The organism is Sinorhizobium sp. NG07B, assembly GCF_002532005.1.
GTDB lineage: Bacteria > Pseudomonadota > Alphaproteobacteria > Rhizobiales > Rhizobiaceae > Sinorhizobium > Sinorhizobium fredii_C.
Genome location: NZ_NWTD01000003.1, coordinates 158,928 through 177,275 on the forward strand (window position 1 = coordinate 158,928; position 18,348 = coordinate 177,275).

The following is an 18,348-nucleotide window of genomic DNA, read 5'->3' on the forward strand; positions in this document are numbered from 1 at the left end:
CTAATGGCCGGCGACCCGGAGCCGCTCGTGAGCCTGCTCGGCCATGCCTGCGACGACGAGCGCCTGCGCATCGCCGTTCTCCCAGGCGCCGCGACGGCGATCGGCGACGCCGGGGACGATCTCTACCGGGATGCCGCGTTGGCCGAGCCATGTGGCCGCCTCCCGCGTTTCGGCATCGGTTGTCGGATCGCCCGCCTGGAGCTGCACGACGCGTTTTCCGGCCCTCGCGAGAGCGACAATCGCGTTGCTTCCATCTCCGGCGTCTGCATCCCGGCTTCGCTGGTTGACAAGGATGCGCCTGGCCTCGCGCCGGGCGAGTTCCAGCACGTCGTTGGAGATCCGTTCGTCGTAGAGGATGACGTCGGCGGCCTGCAGGGCGCGGACCGCCTTCAGCGTCAAGAGCTCCGCGTCGCCCGGGCCGGCGCCGACGATGGTGACGCGGCCGACGGAGGGTCGGGGCGTCGCCAGACGATCCACCTCCGCCATCAGCCGCGTCTCCACACCCTCCTCCGGTGTTTCGATGAAAGCCCGATCGATGAAGCGCTCCCAGAACGTGCGGCGCTGAGCGCCCGGCTGCAGGCGGACATTCACCCGTTCGCGGATTGCCTGGGCGACGCCGGCCCAACGCTTCATCGCCGGCGGCAGGAGCGTCTCGATACGGCGGCGGATCGCCTGCGCCAGGATCGGCGCTGCTCCGTCGGTCGAGATTGCCACGACAACGGGCGAGCGATTGACGATCGACCCGAACTGGAACTGGCAGAACTGCGGCTTGTCGATGACGTTGACGGGCACGCCGGCGGCACCGGCCGCATTGAAGAAGGCTTCGGCCTCCTCGTCGTCTTCACAGTCGCCGATCGCCAGCGCGGCATCGCCGAAGATGCCGTCATGCCAGGTCTGATCATGGCGCACGAAGGAGCCGTCCCGATCGGCGGCGCCGCGGCCGAGCAGGTCGTGAAAGCCGTCGCCGAGGTCCGCATGCGATGCGTAGACGTGCACCTCGGCGCCGCAGGCGGCAAGCAGTTCGGCCTTCCAGGCGGCACCGTCGCTGCCGCCGGCGACGACGACGCGCTTGCCTTTCAGCGTCCAGAAGAGCGGCAGCGTCGCCAGTGCCGCGACACGCTGCGGCTTCGAGGCGCGATCACTCGGCAGCGGCGGCAAGGCATGCATTGATGATCCCCCTGATTTCGGAGCGGCAGGAACCGCAATTGGTTCCGGCGCTGGTCTTCTCGCCAATGGCTTCGACGCTGTGACAGCCTCCGCGGATAGCCGCGGTGATCTGGTTGACGCCGACGCTGAAGCAGGAACAGACGGTTGCGCCCGGGTCGGGCTTGTCGGCACCGGGGCGGCCGGCGGCCATGGCGAAGCGCTTGCTGAGATTGGCGTGCGAAACGCCAAGCTGCGAAACCGCCCAGTTTCGCGCCACCGCAACCGGCCGGGGCGAGAGGAAGAGCGCGGCAAGCAGCCTGTCGCCGTCGAAGAAGGCAAGGCGGAGTTCTCCCGAGGTCCGGTCCGTATAGCCGATCGGGTCGATATCGGCGGGAATGGAGAAGGCCTGCCGGCACCAGCCTATCCAATCGCCGTCCGCGCCGGTGAAGGCGAGTTCCATGCGCCATCCGCCCTCGGCCTTGGCGATCGCCCAGTAGGCCGCGTCGAACTGCTCAGGCTTTTCGGCCGAAACGGCGAAGCCGTAGGCTTTTGCGGCGAAACGCTTCGCCCGAACAGCGACGTTCTTCGAGGCAGGTTGGCCCGAGACCGGGTCGGTGACCGGCGGGACCAGAGCGTCGATCCGCGCCTTCGAGGCGAACTGATCGTTCCAGTGCATCGGTACGAAGAGATTGCCTTCGGCCTGCCGTTCGGTGACGAGCGCCCGCACGATCGCCGTGCCACGCCGGCTTTCGAGCATGACGAGGTCGGCGACGGAGACGCCGGCCGTCTGCGCGTCGCGCGGATGGATTTCCACGAAGGGCTCGGCGAGATGGCTCGATAGCCGGGCGCTCTTGCCGGTACGGGTCATCGTGTGCCAGTGGTCGCGCACCCGGCCGGTGTTGAGGGTCGAAGGGAAGGCCTCGTTGGCGCGGCGCGCCTGCGGCGCCTGAACGGCGATGAAGCGGGCGCGGCCATCCGGATGATAGAAGCCGCCCTTGGCGAAGAAGCGCTTGACCTGAGGCGCGCTTCCTTTCGGCTGCGGCCATTGGAAGGGCCTGAGCTCGTCATAGGTCGCCCGGTCGATCGCCGCGTGGGCGCTGATGTCGAAATCGCGGCGCCCATCGTTTTCGAAGCCGGAAAGTGCGGCGTGCTCGGCGAAGATCTCGGATTGCGACGAATGGCTGAAGGCCTCGTCAAAACCCATCCGCCGCGCGACCTCGGCGAGTTGCCACCAGTCGGCCCGCGCTTCGCCCGGTACCGGAAGAAAGGCGCGCTGGCGCGAGATGCGCCGCTCGGAATTGGTCACCGTGCCGTCCTTCTCGCCCCAGCCGAGCGAGGGGAGCAGGACCTGGGCGTGGCGGGCCGTATCGGTCTGCCGCTGCATTTCCGAGACGACGACGAAGGGACAGGCCTTGATCGCCGCCTCGACGGCGTCGGCGTCGGGCATGGAAACGACCGGGTTCGTAGCCATGATCCACAGCGCCTTGATCCTGCCATCGGCGACGGCGCGGAACATGTCCACCGCCTTGAGGCCCTGCTTCGCGGCGATGCTCGGCGCTCCCCAGAAGCGGCGCACCAGATCGCGGTCAACCGCCTTGTCGATATCCAAATGGGCAGCAAGCATGTTCGCCAGTCCGCCGACTTCGCGGCCGCCCATCGCATTCGGCTGGCCGGTCAGCGAGAAGGGGCCCATGCCAGGGCGGCCGATGCGGCCGGTCGCCAGATGGCAGTTGAGGATGGCGTTCACCTTGTCGGTCCCGGCGGAGGACTGGTTGACGCCCTGGCTGTAGCAGGTGACGACCCTCTCCGTCGTTTCGAACAGCCGGAAAAAGTCGCGCAACTGCTTGGGCGTGAGGCCCGTCGCCGCCGACAGCGCAGGGAGATCGAGTGCCGACGCGGCCTGAAGGGCCTCGGTGAAGCCTTGCGTGTGGGCGGACACATAGTCCCGGTTGATGGCACCGCTCTCTGCCAGATGGGCAAGCAGCCCGTTGAAGAGCGCCGTGTCGCCGTCCGGCGCGAGTGCCAGATGCATGTCGGCGATGTCGGCCGTCATCGTCCGACGCGGATCGATGACGACGACCTTCATTTCCGGGCGGTTGGCCTTCGCTGCCGAAAGGCGCTGGTAAAGGACTGGATGGCACCATGCCATGTTGGAGCCGGTCAGGATGACGAGGTCGGCAAGCTCGATGTCTTCATAGGTGCCCGGTACCGTATCGGCGCCGAAGGCGCGCCGGTGGCCAGCGACCGAAGAGGACATACAGAGGCGCGAATTGGTGTCGATGTTGCCCGAGCCGATGAAGCCTTTCATCAGCTTGTTGGCGAGGTAGTAGTCCTCGGTCAGCAATTGCCCCGAGACATAAAAGGCCACCGAATCCGGCCCGTGTTCGGCGATGCTTTGGGAAAACCGTTTGGCGACGAGGTCAAGCGCTTCGTCCCAGCCAGCCCGGCGGCCGCCGATTTCCGGATGGAGCAGGCGACCGTCGAGATCGAGAGTTTCGGCCAGCGCCGATCCCTTCGAGCAGAGCCGGCCGAAATTGGCGGGGTGCTCGGGATCGCCCTTGACGCTGACCGCACCGTCCTCGCCCACGCGGGCGATGACGCCGCAGCCGACGCCGCAATAGGGACAGGTGGTCTTGACCTCGCACGCCATGCCTACTCCGCCGCCGCCAGTGCCAGGTTCTCGAGCGCGATGGAGAGCGCGCCATTGTCGTTCCTGACCGGGATGGTGCGCACCGCGCCTTCGTCGGCGCCGAGCGCCTTGCCGGTCTCGAGAGAGATCACCCAATTGTGCAGCGGGCAGGTGACCGCGTTGCCGTGAACGATGCCCTGGCTCAGCGGACCGCCCTTGTGCGGGCAGTGATCCTCGATCGCAAAGACCTCGTTCTCGGCGGTCCGGAAGACGGCGATCTTGCCGATCGGCGTCTTGACGCACCGGGCGCCGCGAAGCGGAATGTCGCCGATGTCGCCAATAGCAATCCAGTTCATTGTCATCACCTCATTCCGCTGCCTGATTGAATCCGACCGTCGCCATCGGCCGGAACTCGTGCTTGTCCTTGCCGGAGACCCGTTCCGACCAGGGATCGACCTGTGCAAATTTCTGGCTGAAGACAAAGCGGTCGTAGTAGCCCTTGCGCTTCTCCGCATCGTCCATGATCTGCCGGCGGATTTCGTCGAGGCCGATGCGCTTTGCCCACTTGTAGATGCGCTCCAGGTAACGGGCCTGTTCGCGGTACATCTGCGTCAGCGCGACGATATGCTCGAGCGCCTCGTCTTCGGTCTTGACGAGCCCCAGAACCTCGGTGCCCTTGATGTCGAGACCGGCGGCACCGGCAAAGTGGATTTCGAAGCCGGAGTCGACGCAGATGACTCCGATGTCCTTGCAGGTCGCCTCGGCGCAGTTGCGCGGGCAGCCGGAGACAGCCATCTTCAGCTTGGCCGGTGTCCACGAGCCCCACATGAACTTTTCGATGCGGATCCCGAGGCCGGTCGAATCCTGGGTGCCGAAGCGACACCATTGCGAGCCGACGCAGGTCTTCACCGTGCGCAAGCCCTTGGCATAGGCCTGGCCGGAGACGAAGCCCGCCTTGCCGAGATCGGCCCAGACGGCCGGCAGGTCCTCCTTCTCGATGCCCAGCAGGTCGATGCGCTGGCCGCCGGTGACCTTGACCAGCGGGACATTGAACTTGTCGACTACATCGGCGATGGCGCGCAGTTCGTTGGAGCTGGTGACGCCGCCCCACATGCGCGGCACGACCGAATAGGTGCCGTCCTTCTGGATATTAGCGTGGACGCGCTCATTGATGAAACGCGACTGGTAGTCGTCGGCATATTCGTCCGGCCAATCGCAGACGAGGTAGTAGTTGAGGGCCGGCCGACATTTGGCGCAGCCGCAGGATGTCTTCCACTCGAGCTCCTGCATGACGGCCGGAATGGTCTTCAACCCCTTCGCCTTGATCAGCCGGCGCACGTCGTCATGGCCGAGCTCGGTGCAGTTGCACATCGGCTGCACGGCGGCCGGGTTGTAGCTCTCGCCAAGCGTGAGCGACATCAACTGCTCGACAAGTCCGGTGCAGGAGCCGCAGGAGGCGGATGCCTTGGTGTGGGCGCGAACCTCGTCGAGCGAGGTCAGGCCCTTGCCGGTGATCGTCGAAACGATCTTGCCCTTGCACACGCCGTTGCAGCCGCAGATTTCCGCATCATCCGGCAAGGCTGCAACGGCCGCCGTAGGGTCCAGAGGGGCTCCTCCCTGGTAGGCCTGGCCGAAGATCAATGTGTCGCGCATTTCGGTGATATCGGTGCCGCGCTTCAACAGGTCGTTGAACCAGGCGCCGTCCGCGGTGTCGCCATAGAGAACCGAACCGATGATGCGGTTCTCCTTGAGCACCAGCCGCTTGTAGATGCCGGCGGTGGCATCGCGAAGCACGATCTCCTCGCGCCCATCGCCATCGGCGAAATCGCCGACGGAATAGAGATTGATGCCGGTCACCTTGAGCTTGGTCGGCGTGTCCGAGTGGACGAAGGCGGCCTTGCGGTCGCCGGCGAGGTGGGAGGCGGCAACCCGCGCCATCTCATAGAGCGGCGCCACGAGGCCGTAAACCATTCCACCGACTTCGGCGCACTCGCCGAGCGCCATGATGTCGCCGTCGGAAGTCTGCATACCGGCGTCGACGACGATGCCGCGGTTGACCGCAAGCCCCGCATCCTTGGCGAGGCCAGCATTCGGCCGGATGCCGACGGCCATCACGACCAGCGTTGCCGGAATGATCCGGCCGTCCTCGAGCTCGATGCCCTCGACCCTGGTTTCGCCGATGATCCGCTTGGTGTTCGCCTTGGTCAGGACCTTGATGCCGCGCTCCTCGACCGCCTTCTGCAAGAGATAGCCGGCGGCCGGATCGAGCTGGCGTTCCATCAGCGTCGGCATGACGTGGAGGACGGTGACCTCCATACCGCGGGCCTTGAGGCCGGCGGCCGCTTCGAGGCCGAGCAGACCGCCGCCGATGACCACCGCCTTCTCGCGCGACTGGGCGGCGAGCAGCATCGCCTGCACGTCATCGAGGTCGCGATAGGTGATGACGCCTTGCAGGTCTTTTCCCGGTACTGGAATGATGAAGGGCACCGAACCGGTGGCGATCACCAACTTGTCGTAGCTTTCGGTGACGCCGTGATCCGACGTCACGGTCTTGGCGGAACGGTCGATCGCGACGATCTTGTGACCCTTGTAAAGTGTGATGCCGTGCTTGATGTACCATCCGTCGCCATGGATGATGATCTCTTCGTAGTCCTTCTCGCCGGACAGTACCGGCGAGAGCATGATGCGGTCGTAATTGACACGCGGCTCGGCGTTGAAGATCGTCACTTGATAGCGCCCGGGCGCCTTTTCGAAGAGCTCTTCCAGCATCCGGCCCGGCGCCATGCCGTTGCCGATGATGACGAGTTTTTCAAGGGTGCTTTCAGCCATTGGGTAATTACTCCGCAGCTTCGACGAAGTGGCGTCGCTCGGCGAGAGAGAGCACGACTTCGCGACAGTTCAGGTGGGTTCGATTGAGGATCGGATGGATGGCCAAAACCCGGTCCCGCAGATAGGCGCGGTTTGACGCGCCCGTTGCGGCTGTCTTCGGGGGACTGCGGCGGAGTGGCCCGCCCATCGAGGTCCTGGTCATGTGCACGTTTCCTCAAAATTTGCCGGCCGGTCCGGGACCGGCACAAAAAAACGCCGCTTGGACATTTGCGCTCCGGGACCTGGAAGAAATCCCCTTGGAGGCAAAGCCTTGCGACGTCGGTGTCTTTGACGGGCGCTGGCGGCGCCCGAGCTCGCTTTCAATCGCCGTTGACTAAAGCAATTTTACAAAAGCAAACGTCGTGCCAGTTTCGGATTATTCGCTTATCTAATTGAATTCGCAATGGAATTTCTCACGCGGCAGGTCTGCCCAATAAATAAACACGGTGTGTTGTGATTAATTTTTGTGCGATGCGGCATTCAAGGGAAGCCTCTGCCGTTGAAACGAGCAGCTTATCGCTCAGACGTCGTCGAGCGAGGCGGGGGGAAGCCCCGCCGCCTTCACTGGGAAGCTCTCGATATATTCCCCGATCCGCTTGGGGTCGAAGACGTGTCCATCCATGAAGCCGTCGCCGGGCATTGCGCCTTCGAGGACAATATCGGTCTCCGCCGGCGGGGCCGCTTGTCCGAGCGCGCGGCGGTAGAGGTCGGGCCGGTAGGCGGAAACGCTCGCCTCCAGCCCCTCGGGGGACAAAGCCGCCTGTCCCCAGCGGACCATTTGGCTGTAGGTCCAGAGCGCCTGGCTCGGGCGGGGGAAATTGGCCGAGCCGGCGTGGAAGACGAAATAGTCGTCGACCACCCGCTGGTTGCCTTCGGGATCGATGGTGAATTGACCGGCCAGCACCCGTCGCAGGATATCGACGGGGGCGGCGACGTAGCGCTGCGCGGAAAGGACCTCTGCAAGAGCCGCGCGGTTCTCCGCCGCGTCGCACCAGCGGGCGGCGGCATCGAGCGCGACGAGCAGTCGCGAAACGGTCTCTGGATTGGCCTCGGCCCAGTCGGGCCGCATGCCGATCACCTTTTCCGGCGCCGACGGCCAGATGTCCTGCTTGGTCGCAACGATGCGGCCGACGCCGCGTTCCGAGGCCACCATGTTCCAGGGAGCGCCGACGCAAAAGCCGTCGATCGCCCCGGCCGCCAGCGCGTCGGATGTCATCGGCGGCGGTACGACGACGAGCTTGACGTCGCGGTCCGGATCGACGCCGCCTGCGGCAAGCCAATAGCGGAACTCGTAATTATGCGAGGAAAACGGATAAGTGACGCCAAGCGTCAGCGGCGGACGACCGGCGGCCCGGTCGCGACGGATCACCGCCGCCAGGGCTTGCGCATTGGCCAGAGCGTTGTCGCTCGCGTAGAGTTCGCCCTCCCTCCTCATCTCGGCATAGAGCCGCGTCGACAGGGTGATCGCATTGCCGCCGCGCCCGAGCGAAATGGGCGTGATCGTCGGCGACGGGTTGGAGCCGAGGCCGAGCATCGCCGCGATCGGCATGGGCGCGAGCATGTGCGCGACGTCGAACTGACGAAAGGCCAGCCGGTCGCGCACATTCGCCCAGGAGACATCCTTCACCAGATCGAGGGTGATGCCTTGCTTTTGCGCGAAGCCGAACTCGGCTGCGGCGATCAGCACGGCCGCATCGACGAGCGGAATGAAGCCGGCGCGCACGGTGCGCGACCCTTCTGCTGCCACGATGGACGGAACGGGCAGGGCCTCGCCGGCGGCGAGCTTGCTCGCCTTGGACTCGTCGATATTCGTCAATGCATTCACTCCGGTCTCTCCCGACGCGCTGCTCGATGCGCGTGGCGTCCGTCCCTCATCGAATCAGCAATCCGGCGGCGGTCACCACGCTTTGCGCGATTTCCGAAATCTTCTTTTTCTCGTTCATCGCGGTCTGGCGAAGCAGCGTGAAGGCCTCCTCCTCGGAAAGCCCTCGCATTTTCATGAGAATGCCCTTGGCGCGTTCGACGAGCTTGCGCTCCTCGAGCGCCGATTTCGCCTCGGCAAGCTCGCGCTGCAGCCGGCTGAAGGCGTTGAAGCGGCTGACGGCCATGTCGAGGATCGGTTTGACCCGCTCCTTTCTCAGCCCGTCGATCACGTAGGCCGAGACGCCCGCCTCGACCGCTGCCTCGATCGAGGCCGTGTCGGAGCGGTCGACGAACATGGCGATCGGCCGGCCAACGGTGCGCGTCAGCTGGAAGAGGTGTTCCATCATGTCCCGGTTGGGATTCTCGATATCGATGACGATCACATCGGGCTGCAGCGTCTCGATGATCCGCGCCACCCCATGGACTTCATGGATGACTGTAACATTGCGGTGGCCCGCTTCGCGCAGACCTTCCTCGATGATCGAGGCGCGAATGGCGTTCTCGTCAATGACTAGGATGGTCAGATCTCGATGCGACATGCTGCATCATGATGCAGTGCAGCAACTTTCGCAATATGTCTGTGCCTAAATAATTTGCGGATTATCGAATTGCTCAAATTTAGGGCTAAATGCCCCATCATGCACACATGGCTGCGCAAAAAATGGGCCGTAACTTCCATCTTTGATGGTGGGCGGGGGCGGCGGGCAACCGCGTGGTTTCGCTGGGTCCCGACTCCCGACCTACATCTAAGATTGGCGGGCACAGCCGCGCCGACCTCAATGGGAACTTTTCGCAGACCCGACCGGTTGTAAGTTGCAGCCGTCAGCAAGGATGACGGCTGCAGAGCATGGGAAATGTTGCTATGCAAGCTGTCCTGTTCGTTACGGTTTTGGCTTTACCGCTGGCGGCCGGTCTGTTGCTCATCTGGCTGGGACCGCTCTGGGCCGCGGAGCGCCATTCCGGTGACGGCCGCTATTGGACGGTGCCGAAGCTCGAGAAGACGAACGCTTCGCGCTAGCTGGTGCTGCCGCTGGCGGGCTGCCGCCGTTGATGGCTCATCATCGGGTCCGCCTATGACCCGCACGTCAGCATTTATTACATTCGTTCATGGGGCCAGGTCTCTAAGGCCTGGACAAAATGGGTGAGCCACATATTCGTCTGATGGCCGTCGAGCGCCCGGTGGTCGATGGTCAGCGACACATAGGCCATCGGCCGCACCTGGATCGTGTCGACGCCGTCGATCTCGCGCACAACGACCCGCTTCTCGAGTTTTCCAATCCCGAGGATCGCCGATTGCGGCTGGTTGATGATGATCGGTGTCGCAAGCAAGGAGCCCGATACGCCATGGTTCGAAATGGTGAAGGTGCCACCCCTAACGTCGTCGGGGCCGAGGGCGTTTGCCCGTGCCCGGGCAGTTAGGTCCTGCAGCTTCGCCGCAATCCCGGCGAAGGGGAGATCCTGGGCCTGGTGGATCACCGGCACGATCAGTCCCTTGTCGCCGAGCGCGGTTCCGACGCCGATGTTGATGTCGTCGAAAACTTCGAGCGCATCCTCGTGCCAGCGGCTGTTGACTTCTGGGACGGCGCGCATCGCCGCCACGCAGGCGGAAACGATATAGGCGGTATAGGAGAGAGTGATGCCCTCCGCCCCCAGCTTCGCTTTGTGCACATCCCGGTGGCGCATGACCGCCGAGAAATCGGCTTCGAAGACGGCGGTCACGTGCGGCGCGGTGGTCACCGACGAGAGCATATGCGCGGCGATCGAATTGCGCATGCCGCTGTGCGCTATCTTTCGCGAACGCAGCAAGGTGGCCTTTTCCGCCGGTTCCATCCGCGGTGGCGGTTGGGTGGGCCTCGCCTCGGGCACCGGAGCGCGGCCTTCCGGCCTTTGCGCGAAGGCCCTGTCCATGTCCGCGCGGGTGACGCGGCCGTCCCGGCCGGTGCCGGCAATGGTCGTCGGATCGATCCCGTATTCCTCGGCCGCGTGGCGTACGGCGGGAGAGAAATGCGGTGCCCCCGCATCGCCGGGCGTCCTCAGGGCCGACCCCTGCGCCGGCACGGCGACCTGCTCACGACCGAGTGTTTCGCTGCCGATCCGGCCGAGAACGGCGCCGGGCACGGCATCGTCGCCGTTCTCCATGAGGATTTGCGTGAGAATGCCGTCGGCCGGGGCGGGGACTTCCTGGGTCACCTTGTCGGTTTCGAGCTCGACCAGCGGGTCGCCCGACTTCACGCTTTCGCCGATTTTCTTGAGCCAGTTGCGGACTACGGCCTTCGTCCCCTCCTGCTCGATGGGGGCGTTGATGTCGATGAGGTCGCCCATGCTCAATACTCCAGCAGGTCGGTGATTTTCCGGCGGATCCGTTCCGTCGAGGGGACCGCCCAGTCGAGCAGGACCGGATTATGGGGACTTGGAATATCCGGCATGGTGAGCCGCGAGACCGGAGCGTCGAGATCGATGAAGGCTTCGTCGGCGACGGCCGCGGCGATTTCGGCACCGAAACCGGCAGTGCCGAGATCCTCGTGAACGATCAGGCAGCGGCGGGTGCGGCGGACCGAGGAAAGCACCGCGTCGCGGTCCCAGGGCATCAATGTCCTGAGGTCGATGACGTCGGCGGAAATCCCCTCTGCCGCCTCCTCGCAGCGGTGCACCATCGCGCCCCAGGTGACGATCGTGACGTCTTTGCCTTGGCGCGTGAACTTCGCCTTGCCGAAGGGCAGGGCGAAGGCGTCGCCTGGATAGGGGCGGCGCGCCCAGGCATGGTCCAGCATGGCGCGGTGCTCGAAGAAGATCACCGGGTCGTTGCCGCGCAACGACGTTCTGAGGAGCCCGACGGCATCCTCGGCGTTGGAGGGAACGGCGACCTTCCAGCCCGGCTGGTGGACGAAGGCGACCTCGTTCGTCTGGCTGTGCCACGGGTCGCCGCATTTGAAGAAGCCGCCCGGCATGCGCAGGACGATCGGGGCGGCGAAGCGGTTGTTCGTGCGCCAGCGGACCGTGCCGCAATCATTGATCTGTTCCATCGCCGGTTCCGCATATTTGCGGAACTGGATTTCGGGAACGGGCACGAGGCCGGCGAGCGCCATTCCGACGGCGCGGCCGACGATGCCTTCCTCCGAAAGCGAGGTGTCGAACACGCGGGCCGCGCCGTATTTCTCCTGCAATCCGAGGGTCACGGCATGGACGCCGCCCTTGGGGCCGATATCCTCGCCGAACAGGATGACCTTGTCATTGATCGACATTTCGAGGTCGAGCGTCCGCCGGATTGCGGTCACCATGTTGATCCGCTGGCCGTCGCCCGTCGGCGTGTCGGTCGCTGCGGGTGGTTGGTAACCGCTACAGTGCTGGCCGCCCATCGCCTGCATCTCGCCCTCGAAGAAGACATTGCGGGTCAGCGTTGCGGGATCGGCGACCGGCCGCGACTCGGCCTCCAGGCGTGCCTGTTCGGCCGCCGCCCTGGCAGCGCCGGCGACCTCTTCCCATTCCCTTTCGCTCAAGACGGCAGGAACCAGATAGTCCTTCAGCCGCGGCAACGGGTCGCGCGCCCATTCGCTTCTGACGAGCTCTTCGCTCTTGTAGGCCTGCGTGTCCTGGAAGCTGTGTCCCTCGAGGCGGGGCACCCGCAGGCGCAGCAGGACGGGCCGGCGTTCGTCGCGAACGAGGTCCACGGCGCCTCCGGTGAGCCGTGCGGCCTCCTCCGGATCAGAGCCGTCGCCATCGAGAATGGTGAGGTTTTTCCAGGCCGCGAGATTGGCGGCGATGTTGCCCTCGGGTGTCTGCAAGGTCGAGGGGACCGAAATGCCGAAGCCGTTGTCTTCGATATAAAAGAGCATCGGCAGGCTCTGCGTCGTGGCGACCGTCAGCGCCGACCAGAAGCCGTTGGAGGCGACCGAAGCGTCGCCGCCGAGGACGACGGCGATGTCGCGGTCGTAATCCCGGTTTTTGAGGTGCTTTCTGAAATAGGCGATCGCCTGCGCCCATCCGGCCGTCGGCGTGTATTGCGATCCGACGCCGCCGCACATCGGCAGCGCCGAGGCGCCGTTCGGATTGGGATAGTTGAAGACGACGCCGATGTCGCGGCCGTCGGAATAGCCGCCGGCGCGCGCCATGGCCGAGCCGAGCGCGTCGGCCGGATCGACGCCGAGCGACAGCAGCAGTGGGCGGGAACGGTAATAGCCGCAGGCTGCGTCATGCTTACCCGTGAGCTTCAGCCCCAGCAGGATCTGCGCCATGTCATGGCCGCGGGCCGAAAACTGATAGAGGACCTTCTTCTCAGGGACGAGGCGTTTCTCCTCCATCTCGTCGAGTTCGCGGGACAGAAGCGTGAGATGCACCACCCGCTTCCAGGCGATGCTCTCGTCCGGTGCGTTCCGGCGGTCCGGTTTGAGTGCAGCCTGTCCCATTGCCTTATCTCCTCCAGGTTCCTCACTGGAAGAGTAGCTCGCCTCGGGCGCAAATCGGTTTCAATCTTGCAGCATTTTCGATATCCATTGATGAACCTGTTTCATTTTCGAAAGAATTATGATGAGCACGTTCAATCTCGATACGGTCGACCGAAAGATCCTGAGAATCCTCCAGGAACAGGCCGATATCAGCCACGCTGCGCTGGCCGAGGCGGTGGGTGCCTCGCCGGCCTCCTGCTGGCGGCGGATCAAGGCGCTCGATACGGCCGGCGTGCTCGGAAAGGCCGTTCGGCTCGTCAATCCGGACCTGGTCGGGCGTGGTCTGAACGTCTTCTGTCATGTGCGGATGAAGTCGCACGACCTGGTCGCCCGCCGAAGCTTCGAACGCTTCGTCGAGAGCCACGAAGAAGTGCTGGAATGCTATTCGATGTCGGGCGAGTGGGACTATCTCTTGCGCGTCGTCGTGGCGGACGTTGCCGATTACGAGCGATTGCTGATGCACGGCATCCTGACGCATGACGCGGTGGCGAACTCGTCCTCGCATTTCGCCCTGAAGAGCGTGAAATACTCGACCGCCGTTCCGGTGTAGTGGCCTGCAGCTAAGCAGCCTGTGCTTCGAGCAGGGCAAGGCGCCTTTTAGTCTCCTCGGTGACGTCGGGGAGCGGACCGAACCCGCTGACGAAGGTCCGCCTGATATGGGCGTCGGCTAAGGGCGACAGGAGCCGGTAAAGCGCGGCGAATAGGCGGCGTGCCTCCATGCCGGGCCAATCCTCGGGCAATGCGGCAGCAGGCAGGCGGGGGTCATGCAACAGGACGGTGCGGAACCGGTGGATCAGAAGCAGCCGCATCGTTAGCGCCGCGGCCGGCGCTAGGCTCTGCGCAAGAAGGACCACCGGTGCGAACTGGTCGATGAATCGGCGATAGGCGGCAGCGTGCGGTGCGAGGTCCCAATAGGTCTGGACAAAGGCGGCGAGCGCCTTCGAATCGGGCGAGTCGGCGCGCAGCACCAGGGCGTCGGCCGATCCCGGCCTCTCTCTCGCAGGCCCGATGGCGAGGCGCGGGTCTAGCCGTGCGTAGCCGGCGCGCTCGAGGGCCTGCATCCTTTCCTCGGCCCGGGCGCCGCTCAGATGCACCAGTTGCCAGCTTTCCGCCTGCGCGCTGCCGAAAATGATCCGTGCCGCGGCAGCGAAGTCGCTGCCGGCTGCTTTCGAAAGGCGATAGTAGCTGCGCCGTCCTTCTCTCTCGCCGAGCAACTGCCCGGCCGCGACCAGCCGCGAGACGGCGGTTCGCACCAGCGTTTCGCTGATGCCGACCGCGGCGCAGGTGTCGATCAGGTTGCCGATCCAAACGACGCCGCCGCGGGGCTCCACGACGTCTCCATAGATCGTCACGATGAAGCCGGCGGCCTTCAGGGGCGTCTCGGCGAGAATGTTCTCGACAAGTTCCGCTATGCGACCGTCTGCCTCGCCTTCTGCCATTATTCGACTCGCGCCTTCTCTCCCAGCCCGATCACATTCCATGGGCTGTGGCAGAACACAATGGAGAAGCCATGGAGGCGAGCTATTCGATCAGCCAAAGCGCACTGCCGTTCAGACATCCGCCATTTCGGTGAACGGAGGCAGCCGGCTCAGCATCGTCGTCCAGAGACTGGTTGCGTTGAAATTCCAGTCTCGCGGAGCCGCACGTCTTTCCGCCGGCATCCGTTGCAGCGCTTCAAGAAGCTCGAGTGCATCGATGCGCTTCTGGTCGACATAGTTGGCGCGCAGCATCACCGCATCGGTTCCGGACGCAAAGCCCGCGCGGGCAAAGATCGCGGCCCAGCTCCGTTCCTTGTAGAACAGGCTTGCCGCCGCATCGGCGGTGCGCGCCGCATCCGAGTGCGATAACAGATTCTGCTCCGTGAGGTGGCGCAGCGTCGCACGCAGATTGACGAGCGGCACCGTAAGCGGCGCATAGCCGAGTTCCCGTGGTGCATGCAGCAGTGCCACGTCCGAGTCGTCCACCGTCTCGCCGTCGATATACTGGCGAAAAACGGCACCGATCCCGACCATGCCGAAGGGGGCGCATTCGGCCGCCCGCAGGGCGCCCATGCTGGCGGCGCCGAGGACTGCGACACCCTGAGAGAGGGCGAATAGTATTTCCTTGTGCCAGACGGGAGCGACATATTCGAAATTCCCGTCGATCAGGCCGATGGCCGTGGCCCCTTCGTTGACGGCGCGGACGAGATCGCCCTGCGTGGCGGGCGGCCGGACGGCCAGTGCGTCGCCGGCAATTCTGGCCGCATCGGGGACGGTCGGGCCGACGAATAGGATTTTCATGCAGCAGTCCAAAGCGCTGCAGCAGCCGTTGCGCGCCTGATAGGACGCGCGGCGCTGCAGGTCTTAGCTGTGCAAGGGTTCGGCATGGCGGGCCGCCGACGGCACGGCCGACTGTTCCGCCTCGCCGGAATTTGCCATGGCGGCGACGAGGGCGATGATCTTCTTCCGCAAGACCGGATCGGCGATCTTCAGGAATGCCCTGTTGAGCGCGATCCCCTCCTTGGAGGCGACAAAGGAAGAGATTTCGTGCGACTCATGCACGTCGGCCGCAGTTTCTCGCGCCTCTGGCTTCTCGTCCTGCTGGAAGAAGAAGCTCGGATGCACGCCGAGAATATCGGCGATCGCCTGCAACCGGCTCGCGCCGATGCGGTTCGTGCCCTTCTCGTATTTCTGCACCTGCTGGAATGTGATCCCGAGGCCGTCGGCGAGTTTTTCCTGGCTCATTCCGACCATCAATCTGCGCATTCTGACCCGCGAACCAACGAAGGTATCGATCGGATTTGGATTCTTCTTCATTAAACGATTCTCCTCGCGATCTCTCACTACAGTTATATGTAAGTCTGCTCGCATAAGCGAGCGGATGCAATCACTGCGCGCTAAATTCTATGGTTGAAACGGCGCTTTTGCGGCAAGGAGGAGTATTGGCCGCGTGTCGCTGCGAAATGAATCGCTACCCTGCAAGGCCGGACGCTGCCGAGGCAAGGGCGGCGAAGCCGAAAGCGATGAGGAGAAATCCGGAAAGACGCGAGGTCCAGGCGGAAAAACCGTCGGGCAGCCGGGTCTTGGCAAGGGCGACGCCGCCGCTCAGGAGGAACCACCAGCCGAGCGATCCGAGGAAGACACCGGCGACCAGGATCGCGGCGCTCCTTCCATCGCCGACGGCGGCAAGCCCGAGGCCCGCAAAGATCGCCGCGAAGGTCAGGATCGTGGTCGGGTTCGCCATCGTCAGCAGGAAGGTCGCGGTGGTGGTGTGCAGCAGATCGCGTGCACCGATCTCGGCCGCCGCCGCCATCGGCCGCGGCGTCAATCCTCGCCAGCCGAGCCAGAGCATGAAGACACCGCCGAAGACGCCGAGCGGCACCGAAAGCGTCGCGAGAAACGTCGCAAAGGCCGCAAAGCCGGCAGCCGCCATCATCGCATAGGTTGCATCGGCCAGCGCCGTGCCGAGACCGCCGGCGACGCCGGCCCAGAAGCCGCGCTCGAGCGTACGGCTGATGCACAGCGCGCCGATCGGGCCGAGCGGTGCGGCAATGGCAAGGCCGAGGAGCAGCCCCTTCGCGAAGAGGAACAGGGTCATGATCTCACTCGCTTCGCCTCGTCGCCCGCGGGCAAGGTGACCGGACGTTCCGTGGCGGTGGAGAGCGCCAGGACAGTCTCGCTGCGGGCGAGATAGCGGCGCGCCTTCAGTTCCGCTAGAAACGGTTCGATGTCGCCGAGCGTCGGCATGCGCACCTTGGCGCAGTAGGACCAGGCGCCGGTCACGTGATGGCACTCGGCAACCGCCGGGTGGGAGGCGATGAAGCTGCGAAACTCGCTCTCGTCGGCATCGGTCGCCAGCGCGATCCAGACGAAGGCAAGCACGTCGAAGCCGAGGATCCGGTGATCGACCTCGAGCGTGAAGCGGCGGATGACGCCGCTCGTCACCAGGCGGCGGATGCGTTCGTTGACCGCCGAGGGCGAAAGGTCCACCGCGGCGCCGATGTCCGTCAGCGAGGCACGAGCGTCGTTGGCTAGGATTCCAATGATTTTTTTGTCTGTAATGTCCATTACAGAAAAATACATTGCAAGGCAGCTAATGTACAGAGAATATTTAAGGTGCTCCCCGCGGCAGATCGATGTCCTTCAGAGCATCGAGCGGCCCGGTCAGTGCCGTCCTCGGCGGCACGAGCACCGGCTCCACCAGATGGATGCGCGCCGCCGCCCGGGGTTGTTCGATCACCTCGAAGGCCTTGGCGATCATTCCTTCAACATCCTGCCGGATCATGATGACGGGAAAAGGGAGAAACGAGGCGAAAGGGTCGTAGTCGTAACAGCCGACGACGAGGTCGATGAAATTGTTATGCGGATGCTCGGCCATGAAGCGCAACAGGCCTTCGAAGTTGATCGACGAATTGACGAAGAGGCCGCGCGGCAGCTTGCCGTGCCGGGCGTAGAAGGCGTCGAAGGCCTTTCGCGCATTGTTCGCGGCATAGCCGGTCGGCTGGATGCATTCGTCCGGATCGTCGCCGAGGAGTTCCTTTTTCACGGCGCGGAAGCCGCGGATCCGCTCATGGCTCGCATGGTCGTTGCGGCCGCCGAAAAGGTAGAGATCGCGCGGCTGGAGCGGCCGGTCGGCGGGAAAGTGGCGGATGATCGCCTCGGTCAGCAGCCGGCCGCCTTCGAAATTGTCGCTGATGACGGACGGGACCTTCGTGCCCGGCAGGTCGATATTGATGTGCTTCAGGCCGGCCGCTTCGCAGACCTCGTGAACCCCGTCCGGATCCGTCGCGCCGCAGATGAACAATTCGTCGATCGAATAGGAGATCAGCGTCTCGGCGGTCTTGCGCTCCTCCTCCGGGTCGCGGCTGGCGCTGACGACGATCGGGCACTGGCCCTTGCTGCGCACATGCGCCTCGAAGGTCTGGGCGAGCGAGGAGAAGTAACGGTTGTCGTGCACCGGCAGGAGCAACCCGACGAGGCCCGAGCGCGAGCTGCGCAAACCGCGCGCCTGGCGGTTGGCGGTATACTGGTGGGTCTCGGCGAGGCTGCGAATGAGCTCGGCGGTGCTTTCCTTGATGCGCCGCTTGCGCCAGGTGCCGTTCAGCACGGCGCTCACCGTCGAAGGCGAGCTGCCCGAGAGCACCGAGAGATCGTAGATCGTCGCCTTCTTCTTGCCGCTGTTCGCCATCTGAGCCCCCTCGAATCTCTTAGAGCCGATTTCCGCTTGACGAAAGATTAAGTCTGCAGGATAGTCTCTGCACCATCGATTGTGCAAACAAGAAATATCGATTGCGCACAGCGTGGGTCGCCTGAGGAGGCGACGGTCAGCGGCGGGAAACTCGCTTCTCGTCAAGGAGGATTG

Annotated in this window: 17 protein-coding genes; 2 read left to right on the plus strand and 15 right to left on the minus strand. The window is 64.4% G+C overall.

The window, feature by feature from the left end:
- The 7 genes from CO664_RS10795 to CO664_RS10825 form a co-directional block, all read right to left on the minus strand.
- The gene (locus CO664_RS10795; RefSeq protein WP_097538740.1) at positions 1-1,167 is read right to left on the minus strand and encodes an SAM-dependent methyltransferase; all 1,167 of its coding nucleotides are present in this window, start codon (positions 1,165-1,167) and stop codon (positions 1-3) included.
- Positions 1,139-3,796: a nitrate reductase gene (locus tag CO664_RS10800; protein ID WP_097538741.1), complete on the minus strand. Its 2,658-nt coding sequence runs from the start codon at positions 3,794-3,796 to the stop codon at positions 1,139-1,141. Before CO664_RS10800 ends, CO664_RS10795 begins: the two co-directional genes overlap by 29 nt.
- A 2-nt stretch (positions 3,797-3,798) precedes the next feature.
- A complete protein-coding gene (nirD, locus tag CO664_RS10805) occupies positions 3,799-4,137 on the minus strand; it encodes a nitrite reductase small subunit NirD (protein ID WP_097538742.1) in 339 nt (112 codons plus the stop codon).
- A 4-nt stretch (positions 4,138-4,141) separates the two neighbouring features.
- A complete protein-coding gene (gene nirB / locus CO664_RS10810; protein WP_097524479.1) occupies positions 4,142-6,604 on the minus strand; it encodes a nitrite reductase large subunit NirB in 2,463 nt (820 codons plus the stop codon).
- Positions 6,605-6,611: 7 nt separating this feature from the next.
- Positions 6,612-6,806, minus strand: a complete 195-nt coding sequence (locus tag CO664_RS10815) for a hypothetical protein (protein WP_037416572.1) — start codon at positions 6,804-6,806, stop codon at positions 6,612-6,614.
- A gap of 357 nt (positions 6,807-7,163) precedes the next feature.
- Positions 7,164-8,408 carry a CmpA/NrtA family ABC transporter substrate-binding protein gene (locus CO664_RS10820; RefSeq protein ID WP_234819632.1) on the minus strand — a complete coding sequence of 415 codons (1,245 nt, stop codon included), beginning with the start codon at positions 8,406-8,408 and terminating at the stop codon, positions 7,164-7,166.
- A gap of 106 nt (positions 8,409-8,514) precedes the next feature.
- Positions 8,515-9,105 (minus strand): ANTAR domain-containing response regulator, encoded by a 591-nt coding sequence (locus CO664_RS10825; protein WP_037416578.1) that lies wholly within the window; start codon positions 9,103-9,105, stop codon positions 8,515-8,517.
- 323 nt (positions 9,106-9,428) lie between these two features.
- Here CO664_RS10825 and CO664_RS30680 point away from each other — a divergent pair, with 323 nt between their 5' ends.
- Positions 9,429-9,584, plus strand: a complete 156-nt coding sequence (locus CO664_RS30680; protein WP_157213159.1) for a hypothetical protein — start codon at positions 9,429-9,431, stop codon at positions 9,582-9,584.
- A gap of 77 nt (positions 9,585-9,661) precedes the next feature.
- Here the strand turns inward: CO664_RS30680 and CO664_RS10830 are convergent, their stop codons facing one another.
- Both CO664_RS10830 and CO664_RS10835 read right to left on the minus strand, forming a co-directional pair.
- Positions 9,662-10,888, minus strand: coding sequence for a 2-oxo acid dehydrogenase subunit E2 (locus CO664_RS10830; protein ID WP_097524482.1), 1,227 nt, complete (start codon positions 10,886-10,888; stop codon positions 9,662-9,664).
- A gap of 2 nt (positions 10,889-10,890) precedes the next feature.
- Positions 10,891-12,969 carry a transketolase C-terminal domain-containing protein gene (locus CO664_RS10835; RefSeq protein WP_097538743.1) on the minus strand — a complete coding sequence of 693 codons (2,079 nt, stop codon included), beginning with the start codon at positions 12,967-12,969 and terminating at the stop codon, positions 10,891-10,893.
- 118 nt (positions 12,970-13,087) lie between these two features.
- On the opposite strand from CO664_RS10835, the gene CO664_RS10840 reads away from it, so the two are divergent.
- Positions 13,088-13,558, plus strand: coding sequence for an Lrp/AsnC family transcriptional regulator (locus CO664_RS10840; RefSeq protein WP_097524484.1), 471 nt, complete (start codon positions 13,088-13,090; stop codon positions 13,556-13,558).
- A gap of 10 nt (positions 13,559-13,568) precedes the next feature.
- Here the strand turns inward: CO664_RS10840 and CO664_RS10845 are convergent, their stop codons facing one another.
- From CO664_RS10845 to CO664_RS10870, 6 genes are all read right to left on the minus strand, one after another.
- On the minus strand, positions 13,569-14,447 hold the full coding sequence (locus CO664_RS10845; protein WP_176536556.1) for a PaaX family transcriptional regulator C-terminal domain-containing protein: 879 nt from the start codon (positions 14,445-14,447) through the stop codon (positions 13,569-13,571).
- 111 nt (positions 14,448-14,558) lie between these two features.
- Entirely contained in the window at positions 14,559-15,287 is a 729-nt protein-coding gene (locus CO664_RS10850) for a TfuA-like protein (RefSeq protein WP_097524486.1), read from the minus strand.
- 63 nt (positions 15,288-15,350) lie between these two features.
- On the minus strand, positions 15,351-15,803 hold the full coding sequence (locus CO664_RS10855) for a helix-turn-helix transcriptional regulator (RefSeq protein WP_037416631.1): 453 nt from the start codon (positions 15,801-15,803) through the stop codon (positions 15,351-15,353).
- A 154-nt stretch (positions 15,804-15,957) separates the two neighbouring features.
- Positions 15,958-16,584: a LysE family transporter gene (locus CO664_RS10860; RefSeq protein ID WP_097538745.1), complete on the minus strand. Its 627-nt coding sequence runs from the start codon at positions 16,582-16,584 to the stop codon at positions 15,958-15,960.
- Positions 16,581-17,054 carry an Lrp/AsnC family transcriptional regulator gene (locus CO664_RS10865; RefSeq protein WP_037384241.1) on the minus strand — a complete coding sequence of 158 codons (474 nt, stop codon included), beginning with the start codon at positions 17,052-17,054 and terminating at the stop codon, positions 16,581-16,583. Before CO664_RS10865 ends, CO664_RS10860 begins: the two co-directional genes overlap by 4 nt.
- 43 nt (positions 17,055-17,097) lie before the next feature.
- Positions 17,098-18,174: a LacI family DNA-binding transcriptional regulator gene (locus tag CO664_RS10870; RefSeq protein ID WP_097524488.1), complete on the minus strand. Its 1,077-nt coding sequence runs from the start codon at positions 18,172-18,174 to the stop codon at positions 17,098-17,100.
- Positions 18,175-18,348 lie beyond the last annotated feature (174 nt).

Bases quoted from the DNA above. Each gene is read 5' to 3' on its own strand.
- CO664_RS10795 (WP_097538740.1), bottom strand. From the start codon at position 1,167: ATGCATGCCTTGCCGCCGCTGCCGAGTGATCGCGCCTCGAAGCCGCAG.
- CO664_RS10800 (WP_097538741.1), bottom strand. From the start codon at position 3,796: ATGGCGTGCGAGGTCAAGACCACCTGTCCCTATTGCGGCGTCGGCTGC.
- nirD (WP_097538742.1), bottom strand. From the start codon at position 4,137: ATGACAATGAACTGGATTGCTATTGGCGACATCGGCGACATTCCGCTT.
- nirB (WP_097524479.1), bottom strand. From the start codon at position 6,604: ATGGCTGAAAGCACCCTTGAAAAACTCGTCATCATCGGCAACGGCATG.
- CO664_RS10815 (WP_037416572.1), bottom strand. From the start codon at position 6,806: ATGACCAGGACCTCGATGGGCGGGCCACTCCGCCGCAGTCCCCCGAAG.
- CO664_RS10825 (WP_037416578.1), bottom strand. From the start codon at position 9,105: ATGTCGCATCGAGATCTGACCATCCTAGTCATTGACGAGAACGCCATT.
- CO664_RS30680 (WP_157213159.1), top strand. From the start codon at position 9,429: ATGCAAGCTGTCCTGTTCGTTACGGTTTTGGCTTTACCGCTGGCGGCC.
- CO664_RS10830 (WP_097524482.1), bottom strand. From the start codon at position 10,888: ATGGGCGACCTCATCGACATCAACGCCCCCATCGAGCAGGAGGGGACG.
- CO664_RS10835 (WP_097538743.1), bottom strand. From the start codon at position 12,969: ATGGGACAGGCTGCACTCAAACCGGACCGCCGGAACGCACCGGACGAG.
- CO664_RS10840 (WP_097524484.1), top strand. From the start codon at position 13,088: ATGATGAGCACGTTCAATCTCGATACGGTCGACCGAAAGATCCTGAGA.
- CO664_RS10845 (WP_176536556.1), bottom strand. From the start codon at position 14,447: ATGGCAGAAGGCGAGGCAGACGGTCGCATAGCGGAACTTGTCGAGAAC.
- CO664_RS10850 (WP_097524486.1), bottom strand. From the start codon at position 15,287: ATGAAAATCCTATTCGTCGGCCCGACCGTCCCCGATGCGGCCAGAATT.
- CO664_RS10855 (WP_037416631.1), bottom strand. From the start codon at position 15,803: ATGAAGAAGAATCCAAATCCGATCGATACCTTCGTTGGTTCGCGGGTC.
- CO664_RS10860 (WP_097538745.1), bottom strand. From the start codon at position 16,584: ATGACCCTGTTCCTCTTCGCGAAGGGGCTGCTCCTCGGCCTTGCCATT.
- CO664_RS10865 (WP_037384241.1), bottom strand. From the start codon at position 17,054: ATGGACATTACAGACAAAAAAATCATTGGAATCCTAGCCAACGACGCT.
- CO664_RS10870 (WP_097524488.1), bottom strand. From the start codon at position 18,174: ATGGCGAACAGCGGCAAGAAGAAGGCGACGATCTACGATCTCTCGGTG.